This is a genomic window from Pseudorhodoplanes sp. (genome assembly GCF_035565855.1).
Taxonomy (GTDB): domain Bacteria; phylum Pseudomonadota; class Alphaproteobacteria; order Rhizobiales; family Xanthobacteraceae; genus Pseudorhodoplanes.
Genome location: NZ_DATMRX010000353.1, coordinates 1 through 11,137 on the forward strand (window position 1 = coordinate 1; position 11,137 = coordinate 11,137).

Consider the following 11,137-nt stretch of genomic DNA (forward strand, 5'->3'; position numbering starts at 1 on the left):
GCGATCTGGTTCTTGGCTTCTGGGGCATCCTTCAGCCGGTCCTTCAGCCACTTGGCGTCGGCGACCGTCACCACGGCATCGAGCCGCGTCTTCTTGCCGACCTCCTCGTCGACGAAGAAGGTCTGCGCGACCGGCGCGGGATCCGCGAGCCCCGTGGTCTCGACGATGATGGCGTCGAACTTGCCCTTTCGGCGCATGAGGCCGTCGATGATGCGGATGAGATCGCCGCGGACGGTGCAGCAGATGCACCCGTTATTCATCTCGAACACTTCTTCGTCGGCATTCACGATCAGGTCGTTGTCGATGCCGATCTCACCAAACTCGTTGACGATCACAGCGTATTTCTTGCCGTGCGGTTCGGACAGGATGCGGTTGAGCAAGGTGGTCTTGCCGGCGCCGAGATAGCCGGTGAGCACGGTAACAGGGGTCTTGTCGGACATGAACGCTCCAGCCGATTGTCGGGCCGCCCGGGGCCGGGCGGAGCGCGGCGGTCAGGACTGCAGCGCCGCGCTGAGCGTCCTTATATTGTGCCGGATCAGGTCGATGTAAGTGGGTGCGGGACCTTTTTCGTCGGTCAGGGCGTCGGAATAGAGTGTTCCGCCGACCTTGGCGCCGGTCTCGTCGGCGATCTGCTTCAGGAGCCGCGGGTTGCTGATATTTTCCAAAAACACAGCCGGAATTTTCTGCTTCTTGATCTGGGTGATGATCCGCGCCACGTCGCGCGCCGAGGCTTCGGATTCGGTGGAAACGCCCTGGGGCGCGACGAATTCCACGCCATAGGCGTCGCTGAAATATCCGAAGGCGTCATGCGTCGTGATGATCCTGCGCCGCTCGGGTGGGATTTTCGCGATCGTCTCCCTGATCTCGCGGTCGAGCGCCTCGAGCTTGTCCAGATAAGCCGCCGCGTTGGCCTCGTAGACGGCTTTCCCCGCGGGATCGGCGGCGATGAGGCCGTCGCGGATATTGGCGACATAGGTCTTCGCATTGGCGACTGACTGCCAGGCATGCGGATCGCCGTCAGAAGGCCCGTGGCCGTGATCATGCGCGTGCTTGCCGGCGAGCTTGCGGGGCTTCACCCCCTTGCTCGCAACGACATTGCGAGCCTTGCTGTTCGATGACTTGACGAGCCGCGTCAGCCAGCCTTCGAAACCGAGCCCGTTGGTCACAATCAGCTTCGCATCCGCAAGTGTCCGCGCATCGGCCGGGGACGGGGAATAGACATGCGCATCGCCGTTGGCACCGACCAGCGATTTCACCGCGACGCGATCACCGCCGACATTCGACACGAGATCGCCGAGGATCGAGAAGGTTGCGACCACCGGCAGCTTGTCTTGTGCCTTTGCCGTCGATGGCAGCGCGGCGAGGAGCAGCGCCGCGAAGAGTCCGAAGAGAATTTGTCGCGTCAGCATCGGCCGCTCACAGGGTCAGGCTTCAAGATGGCGTCCTGGAAAGAGCTGGCGGACGAGACCTCCGACGCTCCCGAACAGGAGTGAGATTGCGTAGAGGATGCCGGCGATCAGGATGACTGCAGGACCGGCGGGCGCGGCGGTATGGAACGACAGCAGAAGGCCAGCATAGCCGGACAGCATTCCAGCCAGCACCGCAACGACGATCATCGGCGTGACGTCGCGGGCCCAGAAGCGCCCGATCGCGGCGGGCACCATCATGATGCCGACGGCGAGCAGCGTGCCGAGCGCGTGGAAGCCTGAGACGAGGTTGATGACCAGCAGCGCAAGGAAGATCAGATGCGCCGGGCCGCCGGCCTTGCTGACCGAGCGCAGATAGAGCGGATCGACGCATTCCAGCACCAGCGGCCGGTAGATGATCGCGAGCCCGAACAGTGTCGCGGTGGCGTTGATCGCGATCAGGATGAGGGTCTGGTTATCGAGCGCGAGCACGCTGCCGAACAGGAAGTGCAAAAGGTCGATATTGGTGCCGCGCACCGAAATGATGGTGACGCCGACGGCGAGCGAGATCAGGAAGAAGACCGCAAGCGAGGCGTCCTCCTTCAGTTCGGTCGAGCGCGCCACGAGCCCGGCCAGCAACGCCACGACGAAGCCTGCGATCAGGCCGCCCGCCGTCATCGCGAAGATATTGAGGCCCGAGATCAGAAAGCCGATCGCCGCGCCCGGCAGCACTGCATGCGCCATGGCATCGCCGACCAGCGACATCCGCCGCAGCATCAGGAATACGCCGATCGGCCCGGCGCCAAGGGCCAGCGCCATCACGCCGACCAGCGCGCGGCGCATGAAGTCGAATTCCGCGAACGGCGCGATCAGGGTGTCGTAGAGCATGGGCGTTCTCTTACCTCTCCCCGCTTGCGGGGAGAGGTCGATTTGCGAGCAAAGCGAGGCAAATCGGGTGATGGGGAGCAACCGCAATCCGAATACGCAGAGACTCCCCCTCACCCGCCCGCTGCGCTCGCGACCTCTCCCCGCAAGCGGGGAGAGGTAAGACATTCACGCCGCGCATGCTGCCGCCTCTTCGTCGAAGGCTTCGCACATATGCCGCGCTCTTTGCAGATTGGCGGGCGTCAGCACGGTCGCAGTGTCGCCCCAGTCCACCTTCTCTCGCGCCAGCAGCAGCGTTTGCGGAAAGGTCGTGCGCACGAGGTCGAGATCGTGCAGCGCGGCGAGAATCGTCCGCCCTTCCCGGTGCCAGTGCTGCACCAGCGCAACGAGGTCGGCGCATGTCTTGGCGTCGATGGCATTGAACGGCTCGTCGAGCACCACGACCTTGGCGTCCTGCAACAACAGGCGCGCAAACAGCATGCGCTGCATCTGTCCGCCGGACAAAGTGCCGATGACGCGGCGCTCGAACCCGGTCAGACCAACGGCGGCGATGGCTTCACGGATCTTCGCATGATCGTCCTTCGACAAGCCGCCGAAGATGCCGGTGCGGCGCCACAGGCCCATCGCAACGAGATCATAGACGCTGATCGGAAAACTGCGGTCGATTTCGGCGGCCTGCGGCAGATAGGCAATGTCGCGCGGCGTTATGCCATGGAGATCGACGGTTCCGGACAGCGGCTTCAGCGCTCCCACGATCCCCTTGAACAAGGTCGATTTTCCCGCGCCGTTCGGCCCAACCACCGCGAGCAATGCGCCGCGCGGGACTTCGCCGCTGAGGTGATGCACCGCAGGGTGCCGGTCATAGCCGAGCGTCAGGTTGCGGAACTGCAATTGCGGGTGGGCGACAGGCGCGGTCATCGCATGACCCAGATCACGGCCGCCCAGACGAGCGCCGTCAGCAAAGCCGCCATTACCAGGCGCTCAGCAACCGAAAGCCGCAGGATCGAGGCACCGATGGCGGCCGGAGGGTGCGCCTGGCCGTGCGGATGGTGATGGTGGTGATGTTCGGTCATGGCTTCCAGCCGGGCGATCGTCCTTGTTATAGTATAACATTCGGGGATGCCAAGGGCCTCACCGCGCGCCGAAAGGCCGGGTTTCATGCGAGGTTCCCGGCCCGTTTGATTGCCAAGCGGGTCGTTGGGAGCCATGGTGAAGTCCCATCCCAGGCACATGTGGTTGCTTCATGAACGACAAGACCAAGCGCATCGTCTCGATCGGCGAAGTGATGATCGAAATGGCGCGCGGCCAGGATGGCCGTTTCAGCCAGGCTTCGGGCGGAGATACCTTCAACACCGCAGTTTATCTCGCCCGCCGCGGGTTGCCGGTCGCCTATGCCACCGCGCTCGGCGACGACGTCTATTCCGATCGCATCGTGGCGCTGGCGGCAGCCGAGGGCATTGCCACCGACCTGATCCTGCGCGTACCGGGCCGGCTGCCCGGTCTTTATCTGGTCGAGACCGACGCCAAGGGCGAGCGCAGTTTCCATTACTGGCGCGACACCGCCCCCGCACGGGAATTGTTCGAATTGCCGGACTGGGGGCGCATCGCCGAGAGCATCATCGACGCGCGCATCGTGTATTTCTCCGGCATCACACTGTCGATCTATTCCAATCAGGGATTGGGACGGTTCCTCGCTCTCCTCGAACTCGCCCGCAAGGGCGGCGCCAAAGTGGTGTTCGACGGCAATTATCGTCCGCGCGCCTGGCGCGGCGACCTGCAACGCACCCGAACCGTCTTCATGGAAGCGCTGAAGCGCGTCGACATCGCGCTGCCGACCTACGACGACGAAGCCCTGCTCTGGGGCGATCCTTCGCCTGACGCCACCATCGAGCGGCTGCAGGCCTTCGGCATCGGCGAAATCGCGATCAAGAACGGTCCGAATTCGGCCCTGGTCGCCGCCGGCGGTCACAAGGAATTCGTGCCGGTGCCCGATGTGGTGGTGCCGGTCGATACCACCGCGGCCGGCGACAGCTTCAATGCCGCCTACATGGCCGCTCGCCTCGCCAACGAAAATCCGGGCGATGCCGCCGTCGCCGGACACAGACTGGCGTCCGAAGTGATCCGCCACCGCGGCGCGATCATGCCTCGCGCCGAGACCGCAGTGCATTGATCGATACGGGAGACCTCAGGGTTTCCCGATCAGCATCGCCAGCCACGCCGCGATGAAGGGCAGCGGGATGCTCGCCAGCACCCGCAGCCAGACGACACGCGCCGGCATCATCGGAAGTTCGTAGGTCAGCAGCCGCGGAAACGCGTAAAGCGCCCATGCCGTGGTGTAGGCGATGATCTGCGGCGCCCCCGCCCCGCCCTTCAACGCGGCGGCCGCAATCGCAAATCCGACAACCGGGCCGCCCGGCGTCATCGCGCCCGCAACCATGGCCAAACCGATGCCGGATATGCCCGACGACGAACCGAGCCAGTAAGCAACCGTGTCGTTCGGCAACGCAGCGGCGATGAAGCCCGAGCCCAGCATGCCGATCGCCATGCGCGGGACAAGATAGATGAATTCGGTGGCGCCGCTCTTTGCGCTTTCATGCAGCAGCGGAAAGCTGCGCCGCGCGACACCGAGCGAAAGCGCTATGACGATGAGCCACAGCGCGGCCATGACGATGATTTCGATCACGGCTTGGCTTTCATGCGCCAATGCCGCTCGATCGCCCGAACGATCAGCCCGGCCAGCACCCCCAGCGGGAGCGCGCCAACCCAGCGCCACAGCACGAAATCAAAGCCGAGGAAAGGCAATTCCCACACCAGCGAGCGGCTCAGGCCAATCGTGGTCCAGCTCGTGATCAGTGTGATAACGGCCGCAGCGTCAGCACCCATGCCAAGAAAGGCGGCCGCGATCGGATAGATCGTGTAGGGCCCTCCGGGCACGATGATTCCCACCCCCGCTGAAATCAGAATGCCCTTGAAGCCGGCCTCCTTTCCGACCCATCGGACCACAGTGTCGCGGGGCAACAGAACGGTCACCAGCGACGCGATCAGGCAGCCGGCGAGCACATTCGGCATCATCCACAGGAACAAGCTGCTATCTTCGCCGATCACCTCGAGGAATCGCGCGGACCCGTCGCGCCACAGGACATAAAGCGCGGCGGTCACCACGAGAACGATCAGAATGGCGGTCGGCCAATCGATAGGGCCGCGACGGCGGCGCCTGGGGCTCGGCGCTGCGGGATCCATCAGCCGCGAAGGCTCGCTGCCTCTTGCGCAAGCTTCCTGATGCGAGCGAAATCCCTGGCGGCGAGAGCGTCCCTCGGAACCACCCACGAGCCGCCGACCGCGATCACATTCGGCAGCGCAAGATAGTCGCCGGCATTGGCCTGATCGATGCCGCCGGTTGGGCAAAAGCGGATATGCGGCAACGGCGCTGCGACCGCATTCAGCCAGGCGGCGCCGCCGGAGGCCTCCGCCGGGAAGAACTTGAGGATATCGAATCCGAGATCCGACAACACCATGGCCTCGGAGACCGTGGCGCAACCGGGCAGCACAGGAATCTCGATCTCGGTGAAGGTCTCGGCCAGCACGGAATCCGTTCCTGGACTGACCAGGAATTTGGCTCCGGCATCGATGGCGAAGGCGGCATCGACATGCCGCACCACGGTGCCGGCGCCGACGATGCATTCGGGGACTTCGACGGCGATGGCGGCAATTGCCGCGAGCGCGGCGCGGGTGCGCAAGGTGACTTCGAGAACCGGCAGTCCCCCATCGCACAAGGCACGCGCAAGCGGCACGGCGGACTCGTGGTCCTCGATGGTGAGCACCGGGATCACCGGCGCCCGGCTGAACAGGTCTGCGGTTTCGGCTGCGTCGGGCATTTGCAAGACATGCCCGCGAACCGCAATTCGCGCAAGTCGCAGCCCGGAATGGCCGGGCCGCGCTGGCTACTCGGCAGGCGTCGCGGCCGGTTTCGGGGCGGAGGCCGGCACCATCGATCCAAGGGTCTGACGGCTGAGGCCATACAGGAAAACCGCCACCATGGCGTAAGCCAGCGCCACCGTCGGCGTCACCGCAAGGCCGACCGCCTCGCCATGCATGAAGCCGAAGAAGGTCAGCACCGCGCCGGCAAGCGCAAAGGCGGACGCCTTGACGAATTCACGATCGACGATGAAGACCCCGATCGCGCCAAGGATCAGCCCGGACAGGATGGCGCCACCGCCCATCACTTCGAGCCCGTGATAGATCACGCCCTGCATCGCCATCTTGTCGAAGCCGACAGCCGCGGCGGTGGTCCCCGCCGCTCCGAGCGCGCCGTCGATCAGGGTCTTGGCCCAGGCCGCGAGATGGGGCGTCAAGGCCAGGGCGATGGCCGGGGCGTGGTGCGTCGGCGTCGTCTGGAAGGCCTGCGCGCCGATCAGCATGCCGATGTAGAGAAGGATCGGCGAAATCGCGACCAGCGGAATCAGCGCCAGCATCAGGGCGACGATGCCGAACCAGGAGAGCACGATCACCATCAATCCGGTCGCAGCCGAATAGCCGATCCGGCCGCCCATCGCCTTCCAGCCGGGATGGCCGATATAGACCGCGTTGATGAAGGGATTGCCCATCAGGCAGCCGATCAGGCTGACCACGCCATCGGCCGTCAGCACCTGCGTCGTCGGGTAGTGATCGCCGGCGGCTTCGGCGCTCTCCACGTTGTCCATGGCTTCGACGAGATCGTAGATGCCGAAGGGGATCGCGGTGACGAGAATGATGCCGAGGAATTCGAAGCCGGAGAACACGTGACCGACCGCCGGGATCGGCACCGAGAAGCCGAAATTGGCGAACGCGCCCGTCACCTTGTCCACGCTCAGGCCACCGATGCTGAAGCCGAACAGCGTCGAACCCCACGCGATAAGCATGCCGACCGCGATTGCGATCAGCCCCGCCGGAATGCCCTTGGGATATTTCACGCCGCCGAACCAGGCGACCAGAATGATCGCAAAGCAGAGCAGCCCGATCTGCGGCGTCAGAAACATCTCGAGCGCCGGCCGCATCGAAATGAAGGTGATCGACACGCCGGCCAGCGTGCCAAGGAGGGCGGCGCGCGGCGTGATCTTGCGGATATAGGGCGCGACGAAGCCGCCGATCATCAGGATGAAGCTCTGGAAGAATACCCAGACGAGGCCCGCTTCCCAGCCCTTGATCGGATCGTTGGTGCGCAGCGAGATCGGCAGCATGATCACGAAAGTGACCACGAACATGTGCGGTACGCTGATGCCCGACGGCAGTGCGCAGACATCGGAGCGGCCGGTCTTGAGGGCGAGTTTGTAGGCCAGCCACGCGTAATACATCGTGGACAGGAACATCATCAGGCCCATCGCGGGCAGGATGCGGCCGAACACGATCGAATCCGGCATTTTCAGCACAAAGCGCAGGAGCCCGGTCAGCACCAGCATGTTGACCAGGATGTTGGTGCCGAAGCCGAAGAAAGCGTTCCAGTCACCGGGCGTCCACAAAACGGGACGGGATTTCGCCAGATCCATCTTTGCAACGTCGGTCATCGCACTCCCCCTTCGATGATCCCAAACGGCATTTTGGGTCTGCGGGCGCCGTGCGCCGCGATCGCGGCTATCGCGTGCTCGGAATTGGAGACCCAACCGAAGATCCCGCCCTGCGCCTTGATCATCGCAAGGCCGGCCGCATGGAAATCCGGGAAATAGGACGCGCAGCAATCGGACAGCGCGATGCAGCGGAAGCCGCGATCGTTGGCTTCGCGGATGGTGGTGTTGACGCAGACTTCGGTGGTGACGCCGCAGACCAGCAGCGTTTCGATGCCGCGGTTCTTCAGCATCAGTTCGAGATCGGTCTGGTAGAAGGCGCCCTTGCCCGGCTTGTCGATGACGGGCTCGCCGGCGATCGGATAAAGCTCGGGGATGATGTCGTGGCCGGGCTCGCCCCGCACCAGGATGCGGCCCATCGGCCCCGGCGCACCAATCCGCGTCGCAGGATCGCCGCGCTCGACCTTCAGCGGCGGCGCGTCGGACAGATCGGGCCGGTGACCTTCGCGGGTATGGATGACCAATACGCCCTGTTCGCGTGCGGCCTGCAGCACATTGCGAATCGGTCCGACCGCAGCTTTGAGCAGCGAAACGTCATTGCCCAGCGCTTCGCCGAACCCGCCCGGCTCCAGGAAGTCGCGCTGCATGTCGATGATGATGAGCGCAGACCGCGCGATTTCGATCTGCAGCGGATACGGCTCTGCCTCGATCTTGACTGGCACAGCAACCCCCGATCCCGGCACAGGGAGCTACGCAAGTTCGGGGCCAAGTCCGCGCTATTGTATGCAAAAGATTTGGACTGCCCGCGCGGAGCTAAGCGATTGAATCATCTCGGAAACGGTCGGGGTGCAATTTCGCGCAGGCGCGGGGGCCTCGTGTGCGCTGCCAAAAACAGCATCAACTCTGCCCCGCCTTTCATCAGGCGAGCGAGCGGACGATCCAGAGCCCGATGAACAATCCGGCGACGGATAAAGCCACCGAGCCCAGCACGTAGAGTGCGGCGATGCCGATCTCCCCGCGCTCGTAAAGCAGCGCGGTATCGAGCGAAAAGGCCGAGAAGGTGGTGTAGCCGCCGAGGATGCCGGTGGTCAGAAACAAGCGCCATTCCTGCGACTGACCGGATTTCAGCGCGAAGAAGCCGGCGATCAGCCCCATGACCAGCGAGCCGGTCACGTTGACGAACAGCGTCCCCCACGGAAAGTTGATCCCGAACCACCGCGCGGCGCCGAGATTGACCCCGTGCCGCAACATCGCCCCAAAACCGCCGCCCAGAAAAACCAAGAGATAGCTCATTCGGCGAGACCTTCTGCGATTCTCGGGGGTCGTCGGCCAGACCTTCTGCGATGCTCTGGGTTTGTCGGCCCCCGCCCCGGTTATCGGCGACTTTACGCCTTCCTCCAACCACGGCATGGTCCGGCCGTCATGCAATCCCTCGACCTGTTCGCCCGCGACAAGCTGGCCGCCCGCGAGCGCGCGAATCTGAGGCGCAGTATTGTGGAGACCGCCGCCGGTGACGGCGTTCACGTGATCCGCAACGGCCGCACCCTCGTGTCGTTCTGCAGCAACGATTATCTCAATCTGAGCCAGCACCCGAAAGTGAAACGTGCGGCCGCCGCCGCTGCGGAGACCTATGGCGCCGGCGCCGGCGCTTCGCGTCTCGTCACCGGCAGCCATCCACTTTACGCCGCGCTGGAATCGCGGCTGGCAAAGCTCAAGGGGACGGAAGCCGCCTGCGTGTTCGGGTCCGGCTATCTCGCCAACAGCGCGATCATCCCGGCCCTCGTCGGACCGGGCGACGCAATTCTGATCGACGAACTCGCGCACGCCTCGATGCATAGCGGCGCGCGGCTGAGCGGCGCGACGATCATGCCGTTCCGTCACAACGATGTCGCGGATCTGCGCGCCCTGCTTGAGCGCGAGCGCGCGCGCTTCCAGCACGCCTTGATCGTAACCGAAGGCGTGTTCTCGATGGACGGCGACGTTGCGCCCCTTTCGGACCTCTCGGCCCTCGCGCAACGCTTCGACGCCTGGCTGATGAGCGACGACGCGCATGGCGTCGGCGTTCTCGGACAAGGCCGCGGCTCAGCCTTCGTCACCGATCCGCCCGCGGCAATCCCGCTGCAGATGGGGACGCTGTCCAAGGCGATCGGCAGCTATGGCGGCTATCTCTGCGCCTCGCGCGACGTGATCGCGCTGATGCAAAATCGCGCGCGTCCGCTGATCTACTCGACCGGGCTGCCGCCCGCCGCCATCGGCGCCGCGATTGCCGCGCTCGACATCATCGAGAGCGAACCGGATTACACCGCCCTGCCGCTGCAGAAGGCACGGGCCTTCACGCGCGCCGCCAACCTGCCGGCGGCCGAGAGCGCCATCGTGCCGATCACGATCGGCGACGCCGATGCGGCCCTGCGCGCTTCGGCACTGCTGGAAGACGAAGGCTTTCTGGTCGTCGCCATTCGTCCGCCGACCGTCCCCGAGGGAACCGCACGGCTCCGCGTAACGTTCAATGCGGCACAGCCGGACGAGTCCATCGAACGGCTGGCCCACATCGTTCGCCACCGCATCCTCACCTGAGCGTCAAACCGGGAGCCCTGCCGATGGCCAATGTCTTCATTACCGCGAGCGGCACCGATGTCGGCAAGACCTTCGTCGCCGCGGGCCTGATCCGTCATCTGCGCGGCAAGGGTGAAACCATCGACGCGATCAAGCCGGTGGTCAGCGGTTTCGACCCGGCGCATGCCGGCGTCAGCGATTCCGGGGTGCTGCTGCGCGCGCTCGGTCTGCCGCTCACCGACGAGGAGATCGAGGATATTTCGCCGTGGCGTTTCAAGGCCGCGCTGTCGCCCGACATGGCGGCGCGCCATGAAGGCCGGGAGATCGATTTCGATCAGCTCATCTCCTTCTGCGAGACCTCGATCAAGGAAGCGGAAGGCTCGCTGCTCATTGAAGGCGTCGGCGGGGTGATGGTCCCGATCGATCAGGAGAACACGATTCTCGACTGGATCATCGAACTCGATCTCCCGGTCGTGCTGGTCGCGGGCACCTATCTCGGCAGCATCAGCCATACGCTGACCGCGGCGGAAGTGCTGGATCAGGAAGAATGCGACCTGCGCGCCATTGTCGTGAGCGAAAGCGAAGGCAGCCATGTGCCGCTGTTCGAAACCGTGGCGACGATCGGCCGCTTTCTCCCCGCCGTCGAGGTGATCGCGCTGCCGCGGCTCGAACCCGGGGCCGATCATCCGGCTTTTGCGCAGATCGCGAAAGCTTGCGGACTGGTGTGAGGCCTCGTGTCCCGGACGCGGTGCAGCA

General features: G+C 64.6%; 14 protein-coding genes. 3 read left to right on the forward strand and 11 right to left on the reverse strand.

Annotation, left to right across the window (positions count from 1 at the left end; all coding sequences use genetic code 11):
- The 5 genes from VN004_RS20190 to VN004_RS20210 all read right to left on the reverse strand — a co-directional run.
- On the reverse strand, window positions 1-440 hold a 440-nt coding region (locus tag VN004_RS20190; protein ID WP_325613967.1), incomplete at its 3' end, for a GTP-binding protein.
- Window positions 441-491: 51 nt separating this feature from the next.
- Window positions 492-1,409 (reverse strand): metal ABC transporter substrate-binding protein, encoded by a 918-nt coding sequence (locus VN004_RS20195; protein ID WP_325613968.1) that lies wholly within the window; start codon window positions 1,407-1,409, stop codon window positions 492-494.
- Window positions 1,410-1,424: 15 nt separating this feature from the next.
- Complete coding sequence (locus VN004_RS20200) at window positions 1,425-2,294, reverse strand: metal ABC transporter permease (RefSeq protein WP_325613969.1); 870 nt, start codon at window positions 2,292-2,294, stop codon at window positions 1,425-1,427.
- Between the two features lie 165 nt (window positions 2,295-2,459).
- Window positions 2,460-3,209, reverse strand: coding sequence for a zinc ABC transporter ATP-binding protein AztA (gene aztA / locus VN004_RS20205; RefSeq protein WP_325613970.1), 750 nt, complete (start codon window positions 3,207-3,209; stop codon window positions 2,460-2,462).
- Window positions 3,206-3,499, reverse strand: coding sequence for a hypothetical protein (locus VN004_RS20210; RefSeq protein ID WP_325613971.1), 294 nt, complete (start codon window positions 3,497-3,499; stop codon window positions 3,206-3,208). Before VN004_RS20210 ends, aztA begins: the two co-directional genes overlap by 4 nt.
- 35 nt (window positions 3,500-3,534) lie before the next feature.
- On the opposite strand from VN004_RS20210, the gene VN004_RS20215 reads away from it, so the two are divergent.
- Entirely contained in the window at window positions 3,535-4,461 is a 927-nt protein-coding gene (locus VN004_RS20215) for a sugar kinase (RefSeq protein ID WP_325613972.1), read from the forward strand.
- Between the two features lie 15 nt (window positions 4,462-4,476).
- Here the strand turns inward: VN004_RS20215 and VN004_RS20220 are convergent, their stop codons facing one another.
- From VN004_RS20220 to crcB, 6 genes are all read right to left on the reverse strand, one after another.
- Window positions 4,477-4,974 (reverse strand): hypothetical protein, encoded by a 498-nt coding sequence (locus VN004_RS20220; RefSeq protein WP_325613973.1) that lies wholly within the window; start codon window positions 4,972-4,974, stop codon window positions 4,477-4,479.
- Window positions 4,971-5,531, reverse strand: a complete 561-nt coding sequence (locus VN004_RS20225) for a permease (RefSeq protein ID WP_325613974.1) — start codon at window positions 5,529-5,531, stop codon at window positions 4,971-4,973. The genes VN004_RS20220 and VN004_RS20225 overlap by 4 nt, the downstream gene beginning before the upstream one ends.
- Window positions 5,531-6,166: a bifunctional 4-hydroxy-2-oxoglutarate aldolase/2-dehydro-3-deoxy-phosphogluconate aldolase gene (gene eda / locus VN004_RS20230; protein WP_325613975.1), complete on the reverse strand. Its 636-nt coding sequence runs from the start codon at window positions 6,164-6,166 to the stop codon at window positions 5,531-5,533. Before eda ends, VN004_RS20225 begins: the two co-directional genes overlap by 1 nt.
- A gap of 66 nt (window positions 6,167-6,232) precedes the next feature.
- Entirely contained in the window at window positions 6,233-7,831 is a 1,599-nt protein-coding gene (locus VN004_RS20235) for a regulator (protein WP_325613976.1), read from the reverse strand.
- Window positions 7,828-8,550 carry an isochorismatase family cysteine hydrolase gene (locus tag VN004_RS20240; RefSeq protein WP_325613977.1) on the reverse strand — a complete coding sequence of 241 codons (723 nt, stop codon included), beginning with the start codon at window positions 8,548-8,550 and terminating at the stop codon, window positions 7,828-7,830. The genes VN004_RS20235 and VN004_RS20240 overlap by 4 nt, the downstream gene beginning before the upstream one ends.
- Before the next feature lie 196 nt (window positions 8,551-8,746).
- Window positions 8,747-9,121 carry a fluoride efflux transporter CrcB gene (gene crcB / locus VN004_RS20245; RefSeq protein WP_325613978.1) on the reverse strand — a complete coding sequence of 125 codons (375 nt, stop codon included), beginning with the start codon at window positions 9,119-9,121 and terminating at the stop codon, window positions 8,747-8,749.
- A 129-nt stretch (window positions 9,122-9,250) separates the two neighbouring features.
- Here crcB and bioF point away from each other — a divergent pair, with 129 nt between their 5' ends.
- Complete coding sequence (gene bioF, locus VN004_RS20250) at window positions 9,251-10,402, forward strand: 8-amino-7-oxononanoate synthase (RefSeq protein WP_325613979.1); 1,152 nt, start codon at window positions 9,251-9,253, stop codon at window positions 10,400-10,402.
- Between the two features lie 23 nt (window positions 10,403-10,425).
- Window positions 10,426-11,109, forward strand: a complete 684-nt coding sequence (gene bioD, locus VN004_RS20255; RefSeq protein WP_325613980.1) for a dethiobiotin synthase — start codon at window positions 10,426-10,428, stop codon at window positions 11,107-11,109.
- The last annotated feature ends 28 nt before the right edge of the window (window positions 11,110-11,137 follow it).

Coding starts and splice junctions, on each gene's coding strand:
- VN004_RS20200 (WP_325613969.1), bottom strand. CDS start 2,294: ATGCTCTACGACACCCTGATCGCGCCGTTCGCGGAATTCGACTTCATG.
- crcB (WP_325613978.1), bottom strand. CDS start 9,121: ATGAGCTATCTCTTGGTTTTTCTGGGCGGCGGTTTTGGGGCGATGTTG.
- VN004_RS20225 (WP_325613974.1), bottom strand. CDS start 5,531: ATGGATCCCGCAGCGCCGAGCCCCAGGCGCCGCCGTCGCGGCCCTATC.
- VN004_RS20210 (WP_325613971.1), bottom strand. CDS start 3,499: ATGGCTCCCAACGACCCGCTTGGCAATCAAACGGGCCGGGAACCTCGC.
- VN004_RS20235 (WP_325613976.1), bottom strand. CDS start 7,831: ATGACCGACGTTGCAAAGATGGATCTGGCGAAATCCCGTCCCGTTTTG.
- bioD (WP_325613980.1), top strand. CDS start 10,426: ATGGCCAATGTCTTCATTACCGCGAGCGGCACCGATGTCGGCAAGACC.
- bioF (WP_325613979.1), top strand. CDS start 9,251: ATGCAATCCCTCGACCTGTTCGCCCGCGACAAGCTGGCCGCCCGCGAG.
- VN004_RS20215 (WP_325613972.1), top strand. CDS start 3,535: ATGAACGACAAGACCAAGCGCATCGTCTCGATCGGCGAAGTGATGATC.
- aztA (WP_325613970.1), bottom strand. CDS start 3,209: ATGACCGCGCCTGTCGCCCACCCGCAATTGCAGTTCCGCAACCTGACG.
- eda (WP_325613975.1), bottom strand. CDS start 6,166: ATGCCCGACGCAGCCGAAACCGCAGACCTGTTCAGCCGGGCGCCGGTG.
- VN004_RS20195 (WP_325613968.1), bottom strand. CDS start 1,409: ATGCTGACGCGACAAATTCTCTTCGGACTCTTCGCGGCGCTGCTCCTC.